This is a genomic window from Pseudomonas huaxiensis (genome assembly GCF_003231275.1).
Taxonomy (GTDB): domain Bacteria; phylum Pseudomonadota; class Gammaproteobacteria; order Pseudomonadales; family Pseudomonadaceae; genus Aquipseudomonas; species Aquipseudomonas huaxiensis.
The window spans coordinates 54,732-79,744 of record NZ_QKVL01000004.1 but is presented as its reverse complement, the minus strand read 5'-3'; the positions used below and the strand labels follow the sequence as shown (position 1 = coordinate 79,744).

The 25,013-nt window shown below is 64.6% G+C and carries 24 protein-coding genes; 5 read left to right on the top strand and 19 right to left on the bottom strand.

Annotation, left to right across the window (positions count from 1 at the left end):
• Positions 1-15: 15 nt before the first annotated feature.
• Both DM374_RS06810 and DM374_RS06805 read right to left on the bottom strand, forming a co-directional pair.
• A complete protein-coding gene (locus tag DM374_RS06810) occupies positions 16-1,890 on the bottom strand; it encodes an MFS transporter (protein ID WP_110969190.1) in 1,875 nt (624 codons plus the stop codon).
• Between the two features lie 107 nt (positions 1,891-1,997).
• Positions 1,998-3,146, bottom strand: coding sequence for a TDT family transporter (locus DM374_RS06805; protein ID WP_110969189.1), 1,149 nt, complete (start codon positions 3,144-3,146; stop codon positions 1,998-2,000).
• 271 nt (positions 3,147-3,417) lie between these two features.
• Here DM374_RS06805 and DM374_RS06800 point away from each other — a divergent pair, with 271 nt between their 5' ends.
• Positions 3,418-6,894: a PAS domain-containing hybrid sensor histidine kinase/response regulator gene (locus DM374_RS06800; protein ID WP_110969188.1), complete on the top strand. Its 3,477-nt coding sequence runs from the start codon at positions 3,418-3,420 to the stop codon at positions 6,892-6,894.
• Here the strand turns inward: DM374_RS06800 and rmuC are convergent.
• On the bottom strand, positions 6,866-8,380 hold the full coding sequence (gene rmuC, locus DM374_RS06795; RefSeq protein WP_110969187.1) for a DNA recombination protein RmuC: 1,515 nt from the start codon (positions 8,378-8,380) through the stop codon (positions 6,866-6,868). The genes DM374_RS06800 and rmuC overlap by 29 nt on opposite strands.
• A 58-nt stretch (positions 8,381-8,438) precedes the next feature.
• The gene (locus DM374_RS06790; RefSeq protein WP_095155430.1) at positions 8,439-8,867 is read right to left on the bottom strand and encodes a tetratricopeptide repeat protein; all 429 of its coding nucleotides are present in this window, start codon (positions 8,865-8,867) and stop codon (positions 8,439-8,441) included.
• Between the two features lie 942 nt (positions 8,868-9,809).
• Here DM374_RS06790 and DM374_RS06785 point away from each other — a divergent pair.
• The 3 genes from DM374_RS06785 to DM374_RS06775 all read left to right on the top strand — a co-directional run bounded on the left by DM374_RS06785 (position 9,810) and on the right by DM374_RS06775 (position 12,219).
• On the top strand, positions 9,810-10,034 hold the full coding sequence (locus tag DM374_RS06785; RefSeq protein ID WP_110969363.1) for a hypothetical protein: 225 nt from the start codon (positions 9,810-9,812) through the stop codon (positions 10,032-10,034).
• A gap of 269 nt (positions 10,035-10,303) precedes the next feature.
• Positions 10,304-10,786, top strand: coding sequence for a hypothetical protein (locus tag DM374_RS06780; RefSeq protein ID WP_110969186.1), 483 nt, complete (start codon positions 10,304-10,306; stop codon positions 10,784-10,786).
• A 146-nt stretch (positions 10,787-10,932) separates the two neighbouring features.
• Entirely contained in the window at positions 10,933-12,219 is a 1,287-nt protein-coding gene (locus tag DM374_RS06775; protein ID WP_110969185.1) for an OmpP1/FadL family transporter, read from the top strand.
• 45 nt (positions 12,220-12,264) lie between these two features.
• Here DM374_RS06775 and DM374_RS06770 read toward each other — a convergent pair whose 3' ends face one another.
• The gene (locus tag DM374_RS06770) at positions 12,265-13,200 is read right to left on the bottom strand and encodes a LysR family transcriptional regulator (protein WP_110969184.1); all 936 of its coding nucleotides are present in this window, start codon (positions 13,198-13,200) and stop codon (positions 12,265-12,267) included.
• 119 nt (positions 13,201-13,319) lie between these two features.
• Between DM374_RS06770 and DM374_RS06765 the strand changes: the two genes are divergently transcribed.
• A complete protein-coding gene (locus DM374_RS06765) occupies positions 13,320-13,580 on the top strand; it encodes a DUF2798 domain-containing protein (protein WP_110969183.1) in 261 nt (86 codons plus the stop codon).
• 12 nt (positions 13,581-13,592) lie between these two features.
• On the opposite strand, the gene DM374_RS06760 is transcribed toward DM374_RS06765, so the two are convergent.
• The 14 genes from DM374_RS06760 to cobO all read right to left on the bottom strand — a co-directional run bounded on the left by DM374_RS06760 (position 13,593) and on the right by cobO (position 24,960).
• Positions 13,593-14,144 carry a glutathione peroxidase gene (locus DM374_RS06760; RefSeq protein WP_110969182.1) on the bottom strand — a complete coding sequence of 184 codons (552 nt, stop codon included), beginning with the start codon at positions 14,142-14,144 and terminating at the stop codon, positions 13,593-13,595.
• A 39-nt stretch (positions 14,145-14,183) separates the two neighbouring features.
• Positions 14,184-14,306: a hypothetical protein gene (locus tag DM374_RS34055; RefSeq protein ID WP_263854259.1), complete on the bottom strand. Its 123-nt coding sequence runs from the start codon at positions 14,304-14,306 to the stop codon at positions 14,184-14,186.
• A complete protein-coding gene (locus DM374_RS06755) occupies positions 14,303-15,511 on the bottom strand; it encodes an MFS transporter (protein WP_110969181.1) in 1,209 nt (402 codons plus the stop codon). Before DM374_RS06755 ends, DM374_RS34055 begins: the two co-directional genes overlap by 4 nt.
• Before the next feature lie 63 nt (positions 15,512-15,574).
• Positions 15,575-15,979, bottom strand: a complete 405-nt coding sequence (locus DM374_RS06750) for a MarR family winged helix-turn-helix transcriptional regulator (RefSeq protein ID WP_110969180.1) — start codon at positions 15,977-15,979, stop codon at positions 15,575-15,577.
• A 45-nt stretch (positions 15,980-16,024) separates the two neighbouring features.
• The gene (locus DM374_RS06745; protein WP_110969179.1) at positions 16,025-16,762 is read right to left on the bottom strand and encodes an adenosylcobinamide-GDP ribazoletransferase; all 738 of its coding nucleotides are present in this window, start codon (positions 16,760-16,762) and stop codon (positions 16,025-16,027) included.
• A gap of 159 nt (positions 16,763-16,921) precedes the next feature.
• Positions 16,922-17,497, bottom strand: coding sequence for an alpha-ribazole phosphatase family protein (cobC, locus tag DM374_RS06740; RefSeq protein WP_110969178.1), 576 nt, complete (start codon positions 17,495-17,497; stop codon positions 16,922-16,924).
• A complete protein-coding gene (cobT, locus tag DM374_RS06735) occupies positions 17,494-18,549 on the bottom strand; it encodes a nicotinate-nucleotide--dimethylbenzimidazole phosphoribosyltransferase (RefSeq protein ID WP_110969177.1) in 1,056 nt (351 codons plus the stop codon). Before cobT ends, cobC begins: the two co-directional genes overlap by 4 nt.
• Entirely contained in the window at positions 18,546-19,067 is a 522-nt protein-coding gene (cobU, locus tag DM374_RS06730; RefSeq protein ID WP_110969176.1) for a bifunctional adenosylcobinamide kinase/adenosylcobinamide-phosphate guanylyltransferase, read from the bottom strand. The genes cobT and cobU overlap by 4 nt, the downstream gene beginning before the upstream one ends.
• Before the next feature lies 1 nt (position 19,068).
• Positions 19,069-20,523, bottom strand: a complete 1,455-nt coding sequence (locus tag DM374_RS06725; protein WP_110969175.1) for a cobyric acid synthase — start codon at positions 20,521-20,523, stop codon at positions 19,069-19,071.
• Positions 20,520-21,512, bottom strand: a complete 993-nt coding sequence (cobD, locus tag DM374_RS06720) for a threonine-phosphate decarboxylase CobD (protein WP_110969174.1) — start codon at positions 21,510-21,512, stop codon at positions 20,520-20,522. Before cobD ends, DM374_RS06725 begins: the two co-directional genes overlap by 4 nt.
• Entirely contained in the window at positions 21,505-22,413 is a 909-nt protein-coding gene (gene cbiB, locus DM374_RS06715; RefSeq protein ID WP_110969173.1) for an adenosylcobinamide-phosphate synthase CbiB, read from the bottom strand. The genes cobD and cbiB overlap by 8 nt, the downstream gene beginning before the upstream one ends.
• Positions 22,410-23,060 (bottom strand): 5,6-dimethylbenzimidazole synthase, encoded by a 651-nt coding sequence (bluB, locus tag DM374_RS06710; RefSeq protein ID WP_110969172.1) that lies wholly within the window; start codon positions 23,058-23,060, stop codon positions 22,410-22,412. Before bluB ends, cbiB begins: the two co-directional genes overlap by 4 nt.
• Positions 23,057-24,352: a cobyrinate a,c-diamide synthase gene (locus DM374_RS06705; RefSeq protein ID WP_110969171.1), complete on the bottom strand. Its 1,296-nt coding sequence runs from the start codon at positions 24,350-24,352 to the stop codon at positions 23,057-23,059. Before DM374_RS06705 ends, bluB begins: the two co-directional genes overlap by 4 nt.
• Positions 24,349-24,960: a cob(I)yrinic acid a,c-diamide adenosyltransferase gene (gene cobO, locus DM374_RS06700; RefSeq protein WP_095155413.1), complete on the bottom strand. Its 612-nt coding sequence runs from the start codon at positions 24,958-24,960 to the stop codon at positions 24,349-24,351. Before cobO ends, DM374_RS06705 begins: the two co-directional genes overlap by 4 nt.
• Positions 24,961-25,013 lie beyond the last annotated feature (53 nt).

The following is a 25,013-nucleotide window of genomic DNA, read 5'->3' as shown; positions in this document are numbered from 1 at the left end:
CTTCGCTCACGTCAGTTAGCGAATCTCGCCGCGCAACGCCCCTACCCGTTCGCGCAACAGCGCCGGCTCCGCCTGTTCTCCCGCAACAGCGGGGCCGGCCACCAGGGTCACCCGCGACCAGAACCGTCGGAAGAAGCCCTTGCCCGGATCGCGGCTGAAGAAACTCCCCCACAACCCCTGCAACGCCAGCGGAATCACCGGTACCGGCGTGCGCTGCAGAATCAGCTTCATCCCGCCCTTGAACTCGTCGATCTCACCGTCGCTGGTCAGCTTGCCTTCCGGGAAGATGCACACCAGCTCACCGTCCTCCAGGTACGCGGCAATCCGCTCGAACGCCCGCTCGTAGGTGGCGAGGTCTTCACTGCGCCCGGCGATCGGGATGGCGCCGGCGGTGCGGAAGATAAAGTTCAGCACCGGCAGGTTGTAGATCTTGTAGTACATGACAAAGCGCATCGGCCTACGCACCGCACCCGCGATCAGTAACGCATCGACAAACGACACGTGGTTGCACACCAGAAGCGCCGCCCCTTCGTCCGGGATCTGCTCCAGGTCGCGGTGCTTGACCCGGTACATGGAATGGCTCAGCAGCCAGATCATGAAGCGCATGCTGAACTCGGGAACGATGCTGAAGATATAGGCGTTCACCGCAATATTGAGCAGGGACACCACCAGGAACAGCTCGGGGATCTCCAGCCCGGCCACGCCCAGCAGAACCATGGTGACGATGGCCGAGACCACCATGAACAGCGCATTGAGGATGTTGTTCGCGGCGATGACCCGGGCCCGTTGGTCTTCCGGGGTGCGCGCCTGGATCAGCGCGTACAGCGGCACGATATAGAAGCCGCCGAATACGCCGAGGCCGACGATCGACAGCAGAATCCACCAGGCCTTGGCCATGCCCAGCAGCGCCAACCAGTCATAAGGCGCGGCGCCGGCCGGGATATCGCCGGAATGCCACCACCAGAGCAGCCCAAACAGGGTCAGGCCGAACGAGCCGAACGGTACCAGGCCGATTTCCACCTTGCGTCCGCTCAAGCGCTCGCAGAGCAGTGAGCCGAGGGCGATGCCCACCGAGAACAGGGTCAGGATCAGCGTGACCACGGTTTCATCACCGTGCATCCACACCTGGGCATACGCCGGGATCTGCGTCAGGTAGATCGCCCCGACAAACCAGAACCACGAGTTACCGACGATCGAGCGCGACACCGCCGGCGTCTGGCGCAAGCCCATGCGCAGGGTCGCGCCGGTCTGGGCGATGATGTTCCATTGCAGTTTGAGTTCCGGCGATGCCGCGGCTGCGCGGGGAATCGAACGGCTGGCGAGATAACCCAGCACCGCGGTGCCGACGATGCCAGTGGCCACCACGGGAGCGTAAGTGCTGCTGGACATCATCACCCCGGCGGCAATGGTGCCGGCGAGGATCGCCAGGAACGTGCCCATCTCCACCAGGCCGTTGCCGCCGACCAGCTCTTCTTCGCGCAGGGCCTGGGGCAGGATCGAATACTTCACCGGACCGAACAACGCCGAGTGCGTGCCCATGGCGAACAACGCCACGAGCATCAGCCACAACTGGTTATAAAGGAAGCCGACCGCGCCGATGCTCATGATCACCACCTCGGCCAATTTGATCGCGCGGATCAGGGCGTCCTTGGTGTACTTCTCGCCGAATTGCCCGGCCAGCGCCGAGAACAGGAAGAACGGCAGGATGAACAGCAGTGCACAGAGGTTGACCAGCATCGAGCCATCGCCGCCGATACTGAGCTTGTAGAGGATCGCCAGGATCAACGACTGCTTGTACAGGTTGTCGTTGAATGCTCCCAGCGACTGGGTAATGAAGAAGGGCAAGAAGCGGCGTTTCTTGAGCAAGGCGAACTGCGAGGTGTGGCTCATCGTCCATGTACCTGAGTGGGCTTTGTGATTTGAGGCGCCGAGCGCGAGAAAAGCCACACTTTGCCGGATTGGCCGTCTTTCAATCCAGTGCCGCTTGCCCTGATCGGTCAGCCCTTCTTGCGGCCACAATCGGCAATACACGGCGAAACAAACAACTCTCCCCGCCACGCCCCCCGCACGGTGCGCCAGGCCACCACCGACCACATCCCGATCAACGCCAGCACCAGCACGCCGCCGAGGGTCTGGAAGAATCCGAGCTTGAGCCACACCGCCAGTTTCAGCGTCGCCAGGGCGTACACCCCCAGCGGGAAGGTAAAGCCCCACCAGCCCAGGTTGAACGGCATGCCCTGATGCAGGTGACGCAGGGTGATCAGCACCGCCGTCAGCAACCACCAGAACCCACAGCCCCAGAGCACGATCCCGGCGATCAGGCCCAGGCCGCGGGCGATCTCGCCGAAGCCGGCCAGGCCGTTGGCGGCGAAGATTGCCGGGGCATCACCGCCCAGCAGCAACATACCCAGCGCGCCGGTGCCGATCGGGCCAAGCGCCAGCCAGCTCGAGGCGGCCATGTGCGCCGGCGGCAGTTTGTGCAGGGCCATGCGCAGGATAAGGATGGTCAGGATGCTGAAGGCCACCGGCAACGACACCGCCCACAGCACATAGCTGGTGATCAGCACCTGGAACTGCCGCGCGGCGTCGTCCAGATGAACTGCCAGCAAGCCGCCGCTGGCCGCCGCCACTTCCGCCGCCACCACCGGCAGCAGCCAGACCGCAGTCATCTGGTCGATGCTGTGCTCCTGGCGGGTGAACATCAGAAACGGAATCGCCACGCCGCACAGCAGCGCCAGCGCCACGTCCAGCCACCACAGCGCTTCGACCCACGGCAGGATGCCGTCGCCAAAACGCGCGAGGCCAAACGCCAGGGCGCCGTTGAGCAAGGTCGCCAGCGCCATGGGAATGGTGCCGAAGAACATCGACACGGTGGAGTGGGCGAAGATGCGCCGGGCTTCATCGAAGAACAGCACCCAGCGCGCGCCATAAAGCACGCAGAACAACACGAACAACCCCATGGCCAGCCACCACAGCGCTTCGGCCACGCCCATCAGCGCCGGCATCGCTTGCGGCAAGGCCAGCGCCAGCACGCCGGTGCCCATGACCACGGCGAACCAGTTCGGCGTGAACTGGCGAATCACCTCGCGGGGATGGGCCAACTGGTTGAAGGGACGTAAGGGATGGGCAGTGGTCTGGCAAGTCATGGCGGTTATCTCCTGTCCTCTGATGAGGTAGGAATGAGCTTACAACTGACAGGAATATCCATATAACGGTTATTTTCTCTATCTGTTATCGATTTAACCGATAACAGAACCCCGCAATTGCGCCACAACCCGTCTGGATCACCGCTTCCCTGCGACACCCCGCCACTGCGACCTTGGTCGGCGCTGACGAAGCGTTGGCGGCGTGCCAGACTGATTGATCGAGGCTCGTCGTCTGCCATGCCGGCCAGCTCACTTTTTGTTCGGAGTTGTCATGTCGTTGTCCAGCGGGCTGATCGCGGTGGTCGCCCTGGCCTATATGGCCATCATGTTCGCTATCGCCTTCTACGGTGACCGTCGCAGCACCCCGCTGCCGCCGCGCCTGCGCGCCTGGGTCTACAGCCTGTCGCTGGCGGTGTACTGCACCAGTTGGACATTCTTCGGCGCGGTCGGCCAGGCCGCTGAACAACTCTGGGCGTTTCTACCGATCTACCTCGGCCCGGTGCTGCTGATGATCTTCGCGCCCTGGGTGCTGCAGAAGATGGTGGCGATCAGCAAACAGGAAAACATCACCTCCATCGCCGACTTCATCGCCGCCCGCTACGGCAAGTCGCAGGCGCTCGCGGTGGTGGTCGCGCTGATCTGCCTGGTCGGCGTGCTGCCCTACATTGCCCTGCAACTGAAAGGCATCGTCCTCGGGGTCAACCTGCTGATCGGCGCCAACGCCGACGCCACCGGCAGCCGGGTGCAAGACACCGCGCTGGTGGTGTCGCTGGTGCTGGCGCTGTTCTCCATCGTCTTCGGCACCCGCAGCCTCGATGTCACCGAGCACCACCGCGGCATGGTCCTGGCCATCGCCTTCGAAGCCATCGTCAAGCTGCTGGCGTTCCTCGCCGTCGGCGCCTTCGTGGTGTTCAACCTGTATGACGGCTTTGACGACCTGTTCAGCCAGGCCAAGGCCTCGCCAGCGCTGGACGCCTATTGGCAAGAGACCATCAATTGGCCGTCGATGGTGGTGCAGACCGGGGTGGCGATGATGGCGATCATCTGCCTGCCGAGGCAGTTCCAGGTCACCGTGGTGGAGAACATCGAGCCGCAGGACATGCGCATGGCGCGCTGGGTGTTTCCGATGTACCTGGTTCTGGCCGCACTGTTCGTGGTGCCGATCGCCCTGGCCGGACAGATGCTGCTGCCGGGCACGGTGATTTCCGACTCATTCGTCATCAGCCTGCCACTGGCCGAGGCCCATCCGAGCCTCGCCCTGCTGGCGTTCATCGGCGGTGCTTCGGCCGCCACCGGCATGGTCATCGTCGAGGCCGTGGCGCTGTCGACCATGGTGTCCAACGACATGCTGCTGCCCTGGCTGCTACGCCGTAACAACGCCGAGCGGCCGTTCGAAGCGTTCCGCCACTGGATGCTCACGGTGCGCCGGGTGACCATCGTGGTCATCCTGCTGCTGGCATATGTCAGCTACCGCTTGCTCGGCTCGACGGCAAGCCTGGCGACCATCGGCCAGATCGCCTTCGCCGCAGTCACCCAATTGACTCCAGCCATGCTCGGCGCGCTGTACTGGAAACAGGCCAACCGCCGCGGCGTATTCGCCGGTCTCGCCACGGGCACCTTCCTCTGGTTCTACACCCTGGTGTTGCCGATCGCCGCCCATAGCCTGGGCTGGTCGCTGGATCTGTTCCCCGGCCTGGCGTGGCTGCACGGTAACCCGCTGGACCTGCCGATCACACCGCTGACCCAAGGCGTTGTGCTGTCGCTGGCCGGCAACTTCACCGTTTTCGCCTGGGTCTCGGTGCTGTCACGGACCCGGGTCACCGAGCACTGGCAGGCCGGGCGTTTCATCGGCCAGCAAAGCAGCGCGCGGCCGAGCAACCGGTCGCTGCTGGCGGTGCAGATCGATGACCTGCTGCACCTCGCCGCGCGTTTTGTCGGCGAAGAACGTGCGCGCCAGAGCTTCATCCGCTTCGCCTACCGCCAGGGCAAGGGCTTCAACCCCAACCAGAATGCCGACGGCGAGTGGATCGAACACACCGAGCGCCTGCTCGCCGGTGTGCTGGGCACGTCCTCGACCCGCGCGGTGGTCAAGGCGGCCATCGAAGGCCGCGACATGCAACTCGAAGACGTGGTGCGCATCGCCGACGAAGCCTCGGAAGTGCTGCAGTTCAACCGCGCCTTGCTGCAAGGCGCCATCGAAAACATCAGCCAGGGCATCAGCGTGGTCGACCAGTCGCTGCGCCTGGTGGCCTGGAACCGCCGCTACCTTGAGCTGTTCAACTATCCGGACGGGCTGATCAGCGTTGGCCGGCCGATCGCCGACATCATTCGCTACAACGCCGAACGCGGTCTGTGCGGCCCCGGCGAAGCGCAGGTCCACGTCGCCCGGCGCCTGCACTGGATGCGCCAGGGCCGCGCGCATACCTCCGAGCGGCTGTTCCCCAACGGTCGGGTCATCGAGCTGATCGGCAACCCGATGCCGGGCGGTGGTTTCGTCATGAGTTTCACCGACATCACCCCGTTCCGCGAAGCCGAACAGGCACTCAAGGACTCCAACGAAAGCCTCGAACAACGGGTCGCCGAGCGTACCCGCGAGCTGTCGCAACTGAACCTGGCCCTGACCGAAGCCAAGAGCCATGCCGAGGCGGCGAACAAGTCCAAGACCCGCTTCCTCGCTGCGGTCAGCCACGACCTGATGCAGCCGCTGAACGCCGCGCGACTGTTCTCGGCGGCGCTGTCGCACCAGGCCGAGGGCCTGTCCGGCGAAGCCCAGCAACTGGTACAGCACATGGACAGCTCGCTGCGCTCGGCGGAAGAACTGATCAGCGACCTGCTGGATATCTCCCGCCTGGAAAACGGCAAGATCACCCCGGACGCCAAGCCCTTCGCCCTCAGCGATCTGTTCGACACCCTCGGCGCCGAGTTCAAGGTGCTGGCCCGCGAACAGGGCCTGGACTTCCGCCTCCGCGGTAGCCGCCTGCGGGTCAACAGCGACATGAAGCTGCTGCGGCGCATCCTGCAGAACTTCCTGACCAACGCCTTCCGCTACGGCAAAAGCCCGATCTTGCTGGGCGTGCGCCGCCACAAGGACCACCTGTGGCTGGAAGTCTGGGACCGAGGGCCGGGTATCGCCGACGACAAGCTGCAAGTGATCTTCGAAGAATTCAAACGCCTGGACAGCCACCAGACCCGCGCCGAAAAAGGCCTCGGCCTGGGCCTCGCGATCGCCGACGGCCTGTGCAAGGTGCTCGGCCACCCGCTGGAAGTGCAGTCATGGACCGGCAAGGGCAGCGTGTTCCGGGTCAGGGTCCCGCTGGCCAGTGAGCGGGCTATCGAACCAGTGAAAACGCCGGAACAGGCCGGCCAGCCTCTGGCGGGCCTGCAAGTGCTGTGCGTGGATAACGAAGACAGCATCCTGATCGGCATGAACAGCCTGCTCAGTCGCTGGGGCTGCCAGGTCTCCACCGCGCGTAATCGCGAAGAATGCGCCGCGCTGCTGGACAAGGGCCTGCGCCCGCACCTGGCACTGGTGGACTATCACCTGGACGACGGCGAGGTGGGAACGGAACTGATGGCCTGGCTACGTACCCGCTTGGGCGAGCCAGTACCGGGCGTGGTGATCAGCGCCGACGGTCACGGCGAGACCGTGGCCAAGGTGCATGCCGCGGGCCTCGACTACTTGAGCAAGCCGGTCAAGCCGGCAGCCCTGCGCGCCCTGCTCAATCGCCATCTGAGCCTGGTGCAGTAAGCAGGTCGTTGGCCGGGTTGTCGCCGGCCTGCATGGCCCGCTCCAGCAGATCGGCAGGCAGGCTCTTGCTGGCCCGGGCGCCGAGCAGCTTGAGTTGTTCGCTGCGGCTGATCAGGTTGCCGCGCCCCTCGCAGAGCTTGTTGCGCGCCGCCGCGTAAGCCTTGTCCACCTGTTGCAGGCGACTGCCGAGCTCGTCCAGGTCCTGGATGAACAGTACGAACTTGTCGTACAGCCAGCCGGCGCGCTCGGCGATTTCCTTGGCATTCTGGCTCTGCCGCTCCTGTTTCCACAGACTGTCGATAACCCGCAGGGTGGCCAGCAACGTGGTCGGGCTGACGACCACGATCTGCCGGTCGAAGGCTTCCTGAAACAGCGTCGGCTCGGCCTGCAGCGCCGCCGAGAACGCCGCCTCGATCGGCACGAACAACAGAACGAAATCCAGGCTGCGCAAACCTTCAAGGCGGCTGTAGTCTTTGCTGGACAAGCCTTTGATGTGGCTACGCAACGAATGCACGTGCTGCTTCAATGCGGCTTGGGCGACGTCGTCCTCGGTGGCGGCGACGAACTGCTGATAGGCCGTCAGGCTGACCTTGGAGTCCACCACGACCTGCTTGTCGTCCGGCAGGAAAATCAGCACGTCCGGCTGGAAGCGCTCGCCATCGGCGCTCTTCAGACTGACCTGGGTCTGGTACTCGCGGCCCTTCTCCAGGCCGGCATGTTCCAGCACCCGCTCCAGAATCAGTTCGCCCCAGTTGCCTTGGGTTTTCTGCCCCTTGAGCGCCTGGGTCAGGTTGGTCGCCTCGTCGCTCAGGCGCAGGTTGAGTTGTTGCAGGCGCTCCAGTTCCTTGCCCAGCGAGAAGCGCTCGCGCGCTTCCTGCTGGTAGCTTTCTTCCACCCGTTTTTCGAACGCCTGGATGCGCTCCTTGAGTGGATCGAGCAACTGCCCGAGGTGCTGCTGGCTGGTCTGGGCGAAACGCTGTTCGCGCTCGTCGAAGATGCGCGTGGCCATTTCCGCGAACTGCGCACGCAATTCATCCCGCGAGCCTTGCAGGTCATTCAGGCGTTGCTGGTGGCTGTCCTGCTGCTCGCGCAGCTCGGCGTCGAGGGCGGCGCAACGGGCATCGAGGCGGCGCAGTTCGGCTTCGCGGGAAGTGCGCTCAAGGCTCCAGGCGTGGGCGGCATCGCGCGCGTTATCGCGATCGATCTGCAGCAGGTCCAGTTCGCGGGCCTGGGCGGCGAGATTGGCCTGTTTGACGGCGTTGGCCTGGCTGAGATCGCTGATCTCGTCACGGCTGGCGTCCAATTGCGCCTGCAGGCCTTCCTGGGCCAGCAGGGCACTGCTCAGGCGCTCCTCGTGCAGGATCGCCAGGGCCTGGCGCTCCGTCTGCTGACGCTGCCAACGCAACAGGAGCAGGCCCGACGGCACCAGGGCCAGCACCACACCCAGCATCACACTGGCCAGATCGATTGCAGCCATCGACAACATGCTCACCCCCGGAAAAAAGTCCCGCAGAGCTTAACAGCACCCGAGCACGCTGCAGCACTCAGCCGCGTGGCAGTTGCCCCAGCAGGCGGCTGGCCTCGGCCGAGCCCTTGGCTGCGGCCTGTTCAAGCCAGTGACGGGCCTGCTCCGGCTCGTTGACCTCGGGCTGGCTACAGAGCCGGCCGTATTCCAGTTGCGCCCTCCGGTCACCGGCCCGGGCCGCCTGGCGCAGCAGTTCATGACCGATACGCCGGTCGCGGGCATTGCCGCAATCGCGACATAGCATCTGGCCCAACCGGCTTTGCGCCACCACCACGCCTTCGCGGGCCGGCTGCTTGAGCAGGCGACCGGCAAAATGCTTGACCTGGGGTTTGTCACCCAGGCGCGGGCTGTCGAGCAGCCACAACGCTACCTTCAGCGAAAAGCGCCGAGGCTCGGGTACGGACGATGACGAGGGATTAGAGTCTGAGGATTTACCGCGAAACTTCATAAAAACAGGGAAGGAATTTCTTGGGGCGCGCACTCTACCCGATTTTTCCGACGATCGCCCGGGTCATTTCTGAAGTTTTTTTCGATTCGGCTGAAGTTTTTTCTTGACCTTTCTTAGGTGATTTTTTAGCCAGTACTACGCCCAAGGTAAATTGTCCGACAGCCTTCGATCAGCTAGCACGCCCGTCCTAGAGCAACCGCTCGGGACAATCCACAGAAGCTGTGGATAACTCGGTGGACAACCGCTCCTGACACCCCGCAAACCCCGGTGGAATGGGGCTCCCAGTCAAACTGTCGATTTTTTCACCAGCTCAAAAAAGTGTTTTTTTTCATTGACTTGTCCGTTCGAGCAAGTCAATGGCTGGCATATCTCAGGCTGTTACAGCGCTGTGACACAGGTCGCGCCAAGTGTGCACAAGCGCCCCAAAGCGAGGCGGCGCACTGCACCATCGCAGCGATTCGCAGCAAGATGCAGGGCTTCACAGCGACCCGCAAAGTGGACATAATGCTCGGCTTGCCGGACGAAAGATAAAAAGCTTGCCAACACCGGACGAGCCCTATACTCTTGCCGCCGTTAGTACCAAGCTGAAACTCATTCTGGCAAAAGCGGTCCTTGCAGCATCGCCCACACTTCCGGGCCATCCTGCTGAAACAGGACCCGCCACTCGAAAGCTCCCCAGGCAAATCCATACCCGCCCTGCAGAGCCAAAAAGCAGACTGAACAGGATCCTCACCCAGAGGCGCAGAACCTTGCCCTGGCGTGTTGCCCGTCTTCTGAAGTACCTACCAGTCAGCCCAGGCGCCACTTTTTATTGCGCTCTTCACTGGCTGCCCTGTTCCAGTCAGGTTCTCCGCATCGCCTTACTAAAGGCCAGCGTTACTGGAACGTTTGAAATATATACGGCTCAAACTGCCGTATCTCATGCAGGAACTTCCAATAATGATGAATCAAAACACCCGTACTCAGGCTGCCATTCGCACCCTCTCCCAGGCTTTTGCGCCACTGAACTGCATCATTCTCGCCTCGCGCAAGAACAGCTTCAGCTTCACCCTGGTCGACGAACACGGTATCGCTCAACACAGCGAACGTCTTTACCCCGACCAATACACCGGTGCCGAGCCGCTGCAAGCGGTCATCGACCGGACCCGCCAGGCGCTCGTCGCCTGATGGACACACGCCCAAGCCCCTCATCCGAGGGGCTTTTGCTATCCGCATCGCCGTTCCGGCACGCCTGAAACACCCCTGATTTTTAATCACCTAACGGCATATTACCTATAACGAAAAGCCGGAAATGATTTAAAAACAGCCCTTTACAGCGCAAATATGACACTACACTTCAACTCAAGCGGCCCTGTCCGCTTCCGGCGGGCCTGACCCCCGACCACCTGCTGCCAAGCACCAGCGTCCCGCCGGCCACTTTTCAGTTCGAGGGCATTATGGGTATCGCCGCGAGCGAGTTGAGCCAATACGTGATCCGTCCGACCTTGATCTACCTGGACCGTCACTGCCCCAGCGCCGAAGCCCTTCTACTGGGCGTAGCGGCCAGCCAGTCAGCCCTCGGCGCCGCCCTCCACGACCGCCGCGGCCATGGCCTCTACCGCATCGCTGAACTGCGTCACCAATCCGTCTGGGATCACTTTCTCGCCCGCGATCCGGAACTGGCCAGCCTGGTGCGCGGTCTGGCTAGTCAACATGCCTTTCTCAACGGCCCGCACCTGGAACTGACGGTCAATCTTCGTTACGCGACCGCGATTGCCTGGATGCTGATCGAAGAACAAGCGCCCCGGTTGCCCGATGCAGATGACCTGCTCGGCATGGCGAAAATATGGCGCCAGATATTTCAGCCGCAGGGCCGGCTGCGCGACTTCACCCGGGCTTGGCAGGCGTGCATCACGCCACTGGAACGCCAGGCATGTTAGGAAAATAACTACATCAGCAAACGGAAAAATTACCAATAATGGTCGGATTGTCCTACAAAACCGCTCTATCTCCGGCGATACAGCCTATAGCGCATGTAGAAAAATATTGGTAATTTGCGCCCCGGTGATCCCCTGGAGTTCTAATAATGAAAAAAGTCACACTCGTCAAAACCACCCTCAGTCTTGCCGTTGCCCTCGCCTCTTCCAACCTGTTCGCCAGCGGTTTTGCGCTCAACGAACAGAGCATCAGCGGCATGGGCACCGGTTTCGCGGGACGTTCTTCTACTGCCGATGACGCCAGCACCGTGTTTGGCAACCCTGCCGGCATGTCGCGCCTGAAGCGCGAACAAGTCACCGTTGGCGGCGCCGCCGTCATCGCCAAGACCGACATCAAGCACGCGAGCGGCACCTTCGGCGGCAGCAACGACGGCGACATGGTTCCCGTGGTTGGCGTCCCGATGGGCTACTACGTCAAGCCGATCGATGACCACTGGGCCTTCGGTTTCGGTATGTACGTACCGTTCGGCCTGCTGACCGACTATGAAAACGGCTTTGCCGGCCGTTACTTCGGGACCAAGTCCGAAGTACAAGTCGTCACCCTGCAGCCAACCATCAGCTACGCCTTCAACGACAAGGTCTCGATCGGTTTCGGTCCGACCATCAACCGTATCGAAGGCGCTCTGGAATCCGCTGCGCTGAACCGCGCAACCCTGGGCCGCAACGACGGCAAGGTGAAGATTTCCGGTGACGACACCGCTATCGGCTACAACATCGGCATCCTGGTACAGGCCACCGACAGCACCCGCGTCGGCCTGACCTACCACTCGATGGTCGACTACAAGCTCGAAGGCGACACCAAGATCCAGGGTTCCGGCTTCGGTCCGCTGAGCGGCTCCAAGTACGACGCCTCGCTGAAGATCAAGACCCCTGAGTCGGTGGACTTCTCGGTTACCCACGAGCTGGACGACCAGTGGACCATCTACGCGGGCAGCACCTGGACCCGCTGGAGCCGCCTGGAAGCCATCACCGTCAACAACGACGGCGTACCGGCTGCCCTGGCGCCAACCCTCAGCCAGATCAGCGAAGAGCAGAACTGGCATGACACCTGGGCACACGCCATCGGTGCTTCCTACAAGCTGAACAAGGAATGGGTACTGCGTACCGGCTTCACCGTCGACCAGTCGCCAACCAACAACGTCAACCGCTCGCCACGCATTCCGACTGGCGATCGCAAGATCTTCAGCCTCGGTGCCGGCTGGAGCCCGAATGACGACATGACCATCGACGTCGCCTACTCCTACCTGTGGGAAGAAGACGCGAAGATCAACCAGACCACCTCGCCGACCGACCCTGCGCACTTCAAGGGCTCGTACCGCGCCACCTACGAAAACAGTGCACACGGTGTGGGTGCGTCCCTGACCTACCGCTTCTGATTTCGCGTCTGGCTGCATGAAAAAACCGCCCTCGTGGCGGTTTTTTCATGGCTGCGATTTCACCTTCCACTCATCGCCCAGGTTCGCCTGGAGAAACGCCTGGAACGCGCGCACCTTCGGCGTCATCGCCAAGCGGTCGGTGACGCACAGGTAGATATCCATCGGTTCGGTCTGGGCGTAAGCCTGCTCCCCGTCCCGGTCCTCGAACAGCGGCACCAACTCGCCGCGCTCCACATACGGCCGGGCGACGAATTCGGCGAGCCGCGTGATACCGCCATCGCGGGCGGCCATTTGGGCCAGGACGTCAATATCGTCGCTGATCAGCACATCGCCGAACTCGGCATCGAAGCGCAGACCATCGCGCACGAAGCCCCAGCGCAGAAAGCGCCCATCCACCGGGTAGCGGAACACCAGGCAACGGCGCTGCTTGAGCGACTCCGGGCTTTGCGGCCAGCCTTCGCGGGCCAGGTAGCCAGGGGACGCGCAGCAGACAAACGGCACCTGAGCGATGTGCCGCGCCAGCAGGCCGTCTTCAAGCTGCGGGGTGATGCGGATACTCACGTCGACACCTTGGCGAGCGTGGTCGACCTTGTTGTCACTCGTAAGCAATTCAATCGAAAGACGGGGATACAGGGCGCTGAATTCAGGAATCAACCGCCCCAGCACATGCCGACCGAACGCCGAGGAGGTGGAGATGCACAGGCGGCCCTGGGGCTCGCTGTCCACCGTGGTCACGGCCTGCTGTGCCTCTTCCAGGTCGCGCTCGATAGACCGCACTTTGTCGTAATAGAGCGAACCGCTGGAGGTCAGCACCATGCTGCGGGTTGTGCGGGCCAGCAGGCGGACCTGCAGGTGCGCTTCAAGACGGGCGATATTCTGGCTGACCGCGGCAGCACTCAGGCCGAGCGTGCGGGCGCCACCGGCGATGCTGCCGGCCTCGACCACCTTGATGAAACTCTTGATCAGGCCCAGCAGGTTCACGGGCAATCTCCTGGATTCGTAAGATTCCCTTTATAAAGACCTAAGAATTGCCCGTCTACTTGCCTCGCGGAGGCCTTGTTAACCTGCGGCCACTCAACTGAATCCTTCGAGGAGCATTCATGACTTCATCCGCCGTCACCCGTCGCCCGAAACTCGGCGTCCGCGCCACGCCCTACGTCTTCGCGTTTTACATGTCGTCCATCATGGCCATGCTGATGTGCTTCGTGATCACCGCCGCAAACAGCGGTGTCAACGAGCACTACCTGGGCAATGTGCTGCGGGCCTATCAACTGGCCATGCCGGTCGCGTTCGCCTGCGTGCTGGTGGTCCGGCCGATCGTGATCAAACTGGTGTCGTGGACCGTCCACCCGCCGAAATGACCCCGCGCCGCATCAGGGCCGGGAGGCGATGGCTTTTTCGATGGCTGCCTTGAACTCCGGATCATCCGGCTTGGTCAGGCTGGAGAAATTGGCCACCACCTTGCCCTGGCGGTCGACCACGTACTTGTAGAAATTCCACTTCGGCGCACTGCTCTGCTGCGCCAGCTCGCGGAACAGCGGCGTGGCGTCATCGCCGCGCACCCGCTGCGGCTCGGTCATGGTGAAGGTCACACCGTAGTTGGCGTAGCAGACCTTCGCGGTCTTCTCGCTGTCGGCGTCTTCCTGCTTGAAGTCATTGGACGGCACCCCGAGCATTTCCAGCCCCTGCTCGTGGTACTCCTTGTAGACCGCTTCAAGCCCTTCGAACTGCGGGGCAAAACCGCAATAGCTGGCGGTATTGACCACCACCAGCGGCTTGCCGGCAAACTGTTCGCACAGATCGATCCGCTCTTTGGCGCGCAGTTTCTGCAGATCGCCCTGGAGCAAGGCCGGGCAGCCGTCGGCCAAGGCAAAACCACTGAAGCCGAGCAGGAGTGAGGCAATCAACAGGCGGCGGACGTGCATGAAGGTTCTCCTTTTAGGGTGCGAACCTTCAGCCTACGCCTAACAGACGCCCATGCCCAACTGCATCAGCGCCAGACCACCGCGCTGCCAGCCCCACCAGGCCAACGCCAGCAACAGGGCTGCCAGCGACAGCCCGAACAACCACAGGCCGTACCGACTCACGCCGCCCCCGCCGTGGCTTGCAGACGCGCCACGGGACGCTCGCGCACCGGCCAGTTCAACGCCGCGGCCAGCAAGCTGAGGACGATGGAAATCTGCCAGACCAGATCGTAGTTACCGGTCTGGTCATACACCACCCCGCCCAGCCAGCCACCCAGGAAGGCGCCCAGTTGATGGAAGAGGAAGACGATCCCGCCGAGCATCGACAGATTGCGCACACCGAACAGGGTCGCCACGGTGCCGTTGGTCAGTGGCACGGTGGACAGCCACAGCAGGCCCATGGCGATGCCGAACAGGTAGGCGCTGAACGTGGTGATCGGCGCCCACAGGAACAGCACGATGACCACGCTGCGTAGCAGGTACAGCGCGGCGAGCAAGCGTGGCTTGGACATCCGCCCGCCGAGCCAGCCGGCGGTGTAGGTGCCGACGATATTGAACAGGCCGACCAGCGCCAGCACCGTGGTGCCGGTAGTCGCCGGCAGGTGCTGGTCCACCAGATAGGCCGGCAGGTGCACACCGATGAACACCACCTGGAAGCCACAGACGAAGAAGCCCAGCGCCAGCAGCCAGAAACCCGGGTGCGCACAGGCTTCACGCAGCGCCTCGCCGAGGGTCTGTTCATGCCCTTGGGCGGGCAGTGGACGGTCCTTGAGCATGCCCACCAGCGGCACGATGAACGCCACCATCAGGCCCAGCGCCAGCAACGCCAGCGACCAGCCCAGCCAGTTGATCAGGCCGAGGGTGCCGGGAAGCATGGCGAACTGGCCGAACGAGCCGGCAGCGCTGGCGATACCCATGGCCATGCTGCGTTTTTCCGGCGGTACGGCGCGGCCGACCACACCGAGAATTACCGAGAACGACGTGCCGGACAGGCCAATACCGATCAGCAGACCGGCGCTGAGGGACAGCGTCACAGGCGAGTCCGACATACCCATCAGCACCAGGCCACAGGCATAGAGTATGCCGCCGATGACCACCACTTTCGCCGCGCCCAGGCGGTCAGCCAGTGCGCCGGCAAAAGGCTGGGCGAGGCCCCAGACCAGGTTCTGCAAGGCGATGGCGAAGGCGAATACACCGCGCCCCCAGCCGAATTCCGCACTCATCGGCGCCAGGAACAGGCCAAAGCCGTGTCGCACGCCCAGCGACAACGCCAGGATCAGGGCCGCGCCCAGCAACAGCCAACCACTGGTTCGCCATACGGATGTCATTGTTCTTCTCTCCTGTGCCGGCAGCTATTTGCGGGTATATACCCGCTTAAGGTCGTTAAAAACTCAGGCCAACTGTTTCAGCAAGCGGACCAGCTCATCGCGCTGGGTTTCACCCAGATTGTCCACCAGCCGTTCCTGGGCCTGCTCCCAAGCGGGTTCGGCGGCCTGCACGCGGGCCTTGCCCTGCTCGGTGAGCAACACCAGGCGATTGCGCAAGTCATCGCCCTCGGCCAGCGCTACCAGTCCGTCAGCCTCCAATACCTTGAGGTTGCGCCCCAGGGTGCTGCGGTCCAGGCCCATGGCCTCGGCCAAGGAGGAAATGCTGGGCTTGTCGAGGCGTTGCAGGTGCCGCAGCAGGGAAAACTGGGCGACATTGATGCCGAAGCCTTCGAGGGCTTCGTCGTAATGCCGGCTCACCCCACGGGCAGCGCGACGCAGATGGGTGCAGATGCAGATACTGGTCAACATAGATGCGTGTATATACCCGCACCTCGGTAAACGCAACAGAATATTTCAGCCGAGCTTCAGGGCCAGGGTCAGCAAAACCACCATTTCCAGCAGCTCCAGCACGGCGCCAGCGGTGTCGCCGGTGGTGCCGCCCAGTCGTCGCATCATCGAACGGCGCAGGGCGAAAAAGGCCAGCGCCGCCGCCAGCAGTGCCACCGCTGCCGCGCCTCCGCCCAGGAGCAAACAGCCTGCGCCACTCAGCAACAGCACCCAGGTCGCGCCGCGCCGTGGCAGGTGTTCGGCCAGCGCCTGGCCGAGGCCGCCGGGCCGTACATAAGGCGTATTGAGAAACAGCGCCAGCATCGCCGCCCGTCCTGTAACCGGCGCGAGCAACAGCAGTGCGCCCTGCCCCGCCTCGATCAGGGCCAGCAACGCGCAGAACTTGAGCAGCAGCACCAACACCAGCGTGACCACCGCAATCGGCCCGCTGCGCGGATCCTTCATGATGGTCAATGTGCGCTCGCGATCGCCGAAACCGCCCAGCCAGGCATCGGCGCTATCGGCCAGGCCGTCTAGGTGAAGGCCGCCGCTCAAGGCAACCCAGGCACTCAGCAGCAACGCCGCATGCAACAGCGGCGGACTACCGGCCAACAGACTGTTCAAACCCCAGAGCAGCACACCGAACAACAGCCCCACCAACGGATAGAAGAGCAACGAGCGCCCGTTCTGCTGGGGCGATGGCATGCCCGGCAAGGTCACCGGCAGGCTGCTGAGGAACTGCAAGGCGATCCAGAACGGCAACATCGATTTATCTCTCCTGGAAAAGTCTACTTGGGGAGCCGGCTTCAAGCGCATCGGGAGCAAGCTCGCTCCTACAGAGGACGATGTGCCCCGGATTTGTAGGAGCGAGCTTGTCGGGGCGCCGAACCGTCGCGAGGCGCCGCAAGCCCCCACAGGGTTCATTTAGCGCTGGCAAGCTTCCAGCAGGCGACCGCCTGCCTCGACATGCAGCCGATGCAACGCACCATGGCCGACCTGCACCTGTAACAACTGCTCACGGGGCAAGCCACGGGCGCGCGCCAGCAACAGGCGCATGACCCCGCCATGCGTCACCAGCAACACCCGCTGACCGGCATAAGCCACCTGCAAACGCTCCAACGCGGCCAGCACCCGCGCGGAAAACGCCTCCACCGGCTCGCCCTCCGGCGGCGTGAAACCATAGGGGTCGGCCCAGAATTCGCCCAGCGCCTGTTCGTGGTCTTGCATCAGATCGAGGGCGCTGCGCCCTTCCCACTCACCGAAATGCAGCTCCTGAAGCCCTGGCTCCAGCGCCAGCGGCAGTTCCAGACGCGCGGCCAGCACCTCGGCAAACCGCGCGCAGCGCTGCAACGGCGAACTCACCAGTTGATCCCAAGGCCCGGCTTCGGACACCGCTGCGTGCATCTGCGCCCAACCCTGCTCAGTCAAAGCATCATCAAGGCTGCCGCGAAAGCCGCCGCCCAGTTCGGTTTCACCGTGCCGCAGCAGGTCGAGGATCATGCCGGACGGTCCGCCACCGCGGCTTCGGCGAAAGTCGCCATCTGCCCGTGCAGATCGCAGGCCAGACGCAACAGCGGCACCGCCAACGCCGCGCCACTGCCCTCGCCCAGGCGCAGGCCCAGTTCCAGCAGCGGCTCGCCGTCCAGTTCCGCCAGCACGCGGCGATGGCCCGGCTCGGCGCCGCGATGACCGAAGAACAGCCACTCGCGGCAAGACGGATTGATTCGCACCGCCACCAGCGCCGCCACGGTGCAGATAAATCCGTCCACCAGCACCGCCACGCCTTCCTGAGCACAGGCCAGATAAGCGCCGACCAGCGCCGCGATTTCCAGGCCGCCGACATGGAACAGCGCCAGCAGCGGATCGCCGTTGACCTCGGCATGACGCTCCAGCGCCGCCTCGATTACTGCCGCCTTGTGCCGTACGCCCGCCGCGTCCAGACCGGTGCCTGGCCCGCTCAGTTCAGTCGCCGGGCAGCCGAGCAAAGCGCAGGCCAGAGCACTGGCGGCGGTGGTGTTACCGATGCCCATTTCACCCCCGATAAACAGCCGCGCACCCGCCTCGACCGCACGCAACACACTGTCGCGCCCCGCTTGCAGCGCCTGCCGGCCCTGCTCGTCAGTCATCGCCGGCTCGCGGGCGAAGTTGGCGGTGCCGGGAGCGATGCGCAGGTGGCGCACGCCGGGCAGATCCAGCGCCAGGTTCACCGTGCCGAGGTCAACCACCTCCAGCCGTGCTTCCAATTGCCGGGCAAGCACGCTGATGGCCGCACCGCCGCTGACGAAGTTCAGCAGCATCTGTCCGGTAACTTCTTGCGGATAAGCGGAAATGCCTTCGGCAACCACGCCGTGATCGCCCGCGAAAATGCTGATCCAGACCTGCTCCAGCGCCGGCTTCACCCGGCCCTGCAGCGCGGCCAGGGTCACCGCCACCTGCTCCAGCCGGCCAAGGGAGCCGGCCGGTTTGGTCAGTTGCTGCTGACGCGCCAGCGCGGCGTCGCGCACCGATTCGTCGGCGGCGCGACAAGGCTTCAGCCACCAGGTTTGACTCATGATTCGGCTCCTTTGAGGAAAAGCGGCAAGCCCGCGACGGTCAGCACCACGCGCTGGCAACGTTCGGCGATGGCCTGGTGCAACCAGCCGGCTTCATCGACGTAACGCCGGGTCAGTTCGCCCATGGGCACCACGCCGAGGCCGGTTTCGTTGCTGACCAGGATAATCTCGCCCGGTAGCGTCGGCAGGCAGGCCAGCAGCGCGTCGCGCTCGGCGGCCAGGCGCTGCGGGTCTTCGAGCATCAGCAGGTTGGTCAGCCACAGGGTCAGGCAGTCCACCAGCAGGCAACGGTCGCTGGCGGCTTCGGCCTGGAGGACCCGGGCCAGAGCCACGGGCTCTTCGATCAAGGCCCATTCGGCGGGGCGGCGCTCGCGGTGCAGTTGCACCCGGGCGTTCATTTCACCGTCGAGCGGTTCGCTGGTGGCGATGTAGGTCACCGCCAAGCCGCTATCCACAGCGCGCTGTTCGGCCAGGCGGCTCTTGCCCGAGCGGGCGCCACCGAGAATCAGGTTGAGCATGTCAGTCGAGCCCACAGAGTTGACGGAGCCGGGCGCAATCCAGGTGGCTGTCCACCAGATCGGCCAGGCGTTCGATATCGCGTTCGCGCAGGGCGTGATAGTCGATCCGCTGAACCTCGCTCAGCCCGGCCCAGCGCAGCAACGCGGCGCAAGAGTCCGGCGCTTCGAACAGACCATGCAGGTAGGTGGCGAGGATCTGCCCGTCGGCGCTGATGGCCCCGTCGCGGCGGCCATCGGCCAGCTGCACCGCCGGACGGTCCAGGGCCGCGCCGCTGGTCACGCCGGCATGAATCTCGTAACCGCTGATCGCCGCCTGTTCCAGTTCAAGAACGCCGCTGACATTGCGCAATTGCTTGTGGGTTTCCAGCACCGTGGCGTAGTCCAGCAGGCCCAGGCCCGGACTACTGCCAGCGGCGCCTTCCAGGCCCAGTGGATCTTGCACATCGCGCCCGAGCATCTGCAGGCCGCCGCAAATCCCCAGAACCTTGCCGCCGTAGCGCAGGTGGCGGGCGATGGCCTGTTCCCAGCCGCGCTCGCGAAGTTGCGCCAGGTCGCCGCGCACGCTTTTGGAGCCGGGCAGGATGATCAGGTCGGCTGGCGGAATCGGCTGGCCGGGGCCGATGAATTGCAGGTCCACTTGCGGGTGCAGGCGCAGCGGATCGAAATCGGTGTGGTTACTGATGCGCGGCAGCACCGGCACGATCACCTTGAGCACCTGCGCGACCTTGTCGCCCTGGCGCCGGTCGAGGCCGTCCTCGGCTTCCAGGTGCAGGTCGGTGACGTAGGGCAGCACGCCGAGCACCGGTTTGCCGGTTCGCGCTTCGAGCCAGTCCAGGCCCGGCTGCAACAAGGCGATGTCGCCACGGAAACGGTTGATGACAAAGCCCTTGACCCGCGCCTGCTCGCTTGGCGAAAGCAGCTCCAGCGTGCCGACCAGGTGGGCGAAGACGCCGCCGCGGTTGATATCAGCGATCAGGATCACCGGGCAGTCCACCGCCTCAGCGAAGCCCATGTTGGCGATATCACCCGCGCGCAGGTTGATCTCGGCCGGCGAGCCGGCGCCTTCCACCATCACCACTGGCCAGGCGGCGCTGAGGCGTTGGTGCGAAGCCAGGACCGCCTGCATGGCGATGGCCTTATAGTCGTGATAGGCCACCGCGTTCATGCTGGTGACTGCGCGGCCATGGATGATGACCTGCGCACCGGTGTCGCTGTTGGGCTTGAGCAGCACCGGGTTCATGTCGGTGTGCGGTTCCAGGCCCGCGGCCTGAGCCTGGACTGCCTGGGCGCGGCCGATTTCACCGCCGTCGGCGGTGACCGCGCTGTTCAGCGCCATGTTCTGCGGCTTGAACGGCACCACGCCGACACCCTGGCGTTTCAGCCAGCGGCACAGCGCGGTCACCAGCGTGCTTTTGCCGGCATCGGAGGTGGTGCCTTGCACCATCAGGGTGGTCATGGCGTTTCCTTGCGGTAGTCGTCCAGCGCCACGGCCAGCCGCTGCCAGTCGGCGTCCTCGGCGGGCAGGCCGAAGCGCAGGCTCGGCGGATGATCGAACAGGCGCAGGAGAATGCCGCGCCGGGCCATGAAATCGTGAATGGCAGCGGCCTGCTCATGGCGCAGGTACTGGAACAGGTCGCAGCCGCCGGAGGGCGTGAGCCCGGCGCTGTCCAGCAACGCGGCGAGACGGGCGCTGGCAGCGGCGCAGCGTTCGGTCTGCTGACGCTGGCTGGCCAGATCAGTGAAACAGGCCTGGGCCAGCGCCCGGGTCGGGCCGCTGACGGACCAGGGCCCCAACTCTTCGGCCAGCGCCCGCAGCAGCAACGGCTCGGCCAGCACACAGCCAAGGCGCACCCCGGCCAGGCCGAAGAACTTGCCGAACGAACGCAGGACGATCAGGCCCTCGCGCGCGCTATGCGCGGCGATGCTCTGCGCCGGCGTGTTGTCCATGAAGGCTTCGTCCACCAACAGCCAGCCGCCGTGGCGCGACAGGCGCTGATGCCAGTCGAGCAAGGTGTCCGCTGCCAGCAGGCGGCCCGTGGGGTTGTTCGGGTTGACCACCACCAGCACGTCGAGGTGGTCGAGTTGCCCGGCGAGCTGTTCCTCGCTCAGTTCCAGCACGTGATGCCCGGCGCGGCGCCAGCCTTCGGCATGCTCGGCATAGCACGGCGAGAGCACGCCGACGGTGCAGCGCGGACGCAAGCGCGGCAGCGCCTGGATCGCCGCCTGTGAGCCGGCCACCGGCAGGAGGTGCGAGACGCCGTAATACCCGGCCGCCGCCTGCTCCAGGCCATCATCGGTTTCTGGCAGTCGCGCCCAGGCGCGCAGTGGAATCTCGGGAATCGGAAAAGACCAGGGCGCGATGCCGCTGGACAGGTCCAGCCAGTCCTCGCGGGCGATGCCGTAGTGCTCAATCGCCCGCAGCAGGCGGCCACCGTGTTCAAGCATAGAATTCGGCTCCCAGGCACAGCAGCAACAGCCACAACCAGACGCCCTGGCACACCAGCCGCCAGCCGCGCTCGATGGCGCCGGCATCGGCCGCCGGGCCTTCGCCCAGGCGGGCACGCTCGTGCAATTCACCGTGGTAGACCGCCGGCCCGCCCAGCTCGACGCCAAGGGCACCGGCCCCCGCCGCCATCACCGGGCCGGCGTTGGGGCTGTCCCATTGCGGCGCCTGCTGGCGCCAGCACTTGAGCGCCAGACGGGTCTTGCCCAGCAGCGCATAGGTCAGCGCCACCAGCCGCGCCGGCAGGTAATTGAGCACATCGTCGATACGCGCCGCGGCCCAGCCGAAGCGCTCGAAGCGTTCATTGCGGTAACCCCACATGGCATCCAGCGTATTGCTCAGACGATAGAGCACCACCCCCGGCGCGCCAGCAACGACGAACCAGAACAACGCAGCGAACACCGCGTCGCTGCCGTTCTCCAGCACCGACTCGGTCGCGGCACGGGCCACGGCGGTTTCGTCCAGCTCGGAAGTCTGCCGGCTGACCAGATATCCCACGCGCTGACGCGCTTCGTCCAGGTCGCCAGCCCGCAGGGCATCGGCCACCGGCTGCACATGCTCGCCAAGGCTGCGCAGACCGAGAGCGCAGTACAGCGCAAGGATCTCCACCAACCAGCCGATGTAGGGCAGCCAGGACAAGGCCGTGACCAATAGCGTCAAAGGAACCACCGCGAGAACCCAGGCCGTGACGCCATGGCTGCGCCAGCCGCGCCCGCCCGCGTTGAAACGCTGTTCCAGGCGCCCGGCCATGTTTCCGAACGCCACCAGCGGATGCCAGCGCCGCGGTTCGCCCAGCAGCGCATCCAGCGCCACCCCGGCCACGGTCAGCAAGGCCACACTCATTCGGCTTCTCCCCATTGGTTTTCAAACAGCATGTCCGCCAGCGGTCGCGGCGTGGTCCAGCCTTCCAGCGCCAGCATCGGCGCCGGGTAAAATTCGTGCACCGGGCCCAGGCAGAGAATCGCCAGCGGCTTGGCCCCCACCGGCATGCCCAGCAGTTCGGCCAGTGCCTGTGGATCGAACAGCGACACCCAGCCCATCCCCAGGCCTTCGGCGCGGGCCGCCAGCCACAGGTTCTGGATGGCGCAGGACAGCGAGGCGAGGTCCATTTCCGGCAAGGTACGACGGCCGAAGATATGCGCCTCGCGCTTGTCCATCAGCGCGGCGACCAGCACTTCGGCGCAGTCGTTGATGCCTTCGACCTTGAGTTTCATGAACTCATCGGAGCGCTGCCCCAGCGCTTCGGCGGTGCGTATGCGCTCGTCCTCCACCAGCGCCTGGATGCGCTGACGCAGGTCGCGACGGGTAATGCGGATGAAGCGCCAAGGCTGCATCAAGCCGACGCTGGGCGCCTGGTGCGCCGCGTCCAGCAGACGGACAAGCAACTCGGGCGCTACTTCGCCACCGCTGAAATGGCGCATGTCGCGGCGCTCGCCAATGGCCCGGTAGATCGCCGCGCGCTCGGCCTCGCTGTAGGCGTGTTCGCTCATGGTGCCAGCAGCGCCGCCGTCGCATCAGGGTTGGACGGGAAGTAAAAATGCACGTACGAAGCGGTCAACCGGCCAAGGCGGTAGACCGCTTCGGCGCCGCGTCCGCCGTTGGGGCTCTGGCCGCGGGCGATGGGTTCCAGTTCGGTGCTGGTCAGCGAATGGTGGTAAGTGTGCCCACGCAGGGTGCCTTCCGGCAGTTCCACCGCTTGCAGGGCCAGCGCGGCAAGGCGCTTCTGCATCACCGCTTCGCCGGACAGCAGCCCGGCCAGCTCGGCACGCTCGCCCGCGACATCGGTCAGCGCATCGAGCAGGAAGAGCATGCCCCCGCACTCGGCCAGCAACGGCTTGCCTGCCTGATGGTGGGCGCGGATGGCTGCCAGCATCGGTGCGTTTGCGGCGAGGGTGTGGTGGTGCAGTTCCGGGTAGCCCCCGGGCAGGTACAGGCTGTCGGCCGGCGGAATTTCGCGGTCGTGGACCGGCGAGAAGAAACTCAGTTCAGCGCCCATCGCCCGCAGCAGCTCAAGGTTGGCGCCGTAGGTGAAAGCGAACGCTTCGTCGCGGGCCACGGCAATGCGCACGCCCTCAAGACGACGCTCGATGCTGCGCGGCGCCGGCCCGCTGAACGCCACCGGCGGCGGCAAGGCCGACTGGCAACTGTCGCCCAGCGCCTTGGCGGCGGCATCGAGGCGCAGGTCGAGGTCGGTCAGCTCGCTGGCCTGAACCAGCCCGAGGTGGCGACTCGGCAGTTCGATACCGGTCTCCCGCGACAGCCCGCCATACCAGCGCAGCCCTTCGGTGAGGCTGCCTTCCAGCAGTTGCGCGTGGCGCAGCGAGCCGACCCGGTTGGCCAGCACCCCGGCGAACGGCAGGTCTGGCTGGTAACGAGCCAGGCCGAGGGCCAGGGCGCCGAAGGTCTGGGCCATGGCAGTGCCGTCGATCACCGCCAGCACCGGCACGCCAAAATGCCGCGCCAGGTCGGCGCTGGACGGCGTGCCGTCGAACAACCCCATGACGCCTTCGATCAGGATCAGATCGGCCTCGGCCGCCGCTTCCCAGAGCAGGCGCCGGCTCTCCTCGGCACCGACCATCCACAGGTCGAGCTGGTACACCGGCGCACCGCTGGCACGTTCGAGAATCATCGGGTCGAGGAAATCCGGGCCGCACTTGAAGACCCGGACCTTGCGCCCCTGGTTACGGTGCAGACGGGCCAGGGCCGCGGTGACGGTGGTCTTGCCCTGGCCGGAAGCCGGCGCGGCGATCAGTACCGCCGGGCAATGCCGGGTGTCGCTCATAGTTCGACGCCCTTCTGGGCACGGATGCCGGCCTGGAAGGCGTGCTTGATCATGCCCATTTCGGTAACGGTGTCGGCCAGTTCGATCATCTCGTCCTTGGCGCCGCGGCCGGTAACTATCACGTGCTGCATCGGCGGACGAGCCTGCAGGTCGGAGAGCACCTGTTCGAGGTCGAGGTAACCGTGCTTGAGGGCGATGTTCAGCTCATCGAGCACCACGAAGCCGATGCTCGGGTCCTGCAGCAGTTGCCGGGAAACCGCCCAGGCGGCTTCGGCGGCGGCGATGTCGCGCTGGCGGTCCTGGGTTTCCCAGGTGAAGCCCTCGCCCATCACGTGATAGCGCACCTGCTCGGGGAAGCGGCGGAAGAACAGCTCTTCGCCGGTAGCGTTGCGCCCCTTGATGAACTGCACCACGCCGCACTGCATGCCGTGGCCGAGGGCCCGGGCGAGCATGCCGAAGGCCGAGCTGCTCTTGCCCTTGCCATTGCCGCTGAGCACCAGCAACAGGCCGCATTCATTCGGGGAGTTGGCGATGCGCTCGTCGATCACCGCCTTTTTGCGCAGCATGCGCGCCAGGTGGCGTTCGTCACGTTCGGTGGATTCGGTCATCGGGATCTCCGCGGGCCACTGTCGGCGCGGCTTGTCCGCTGGAGCGACAAGGC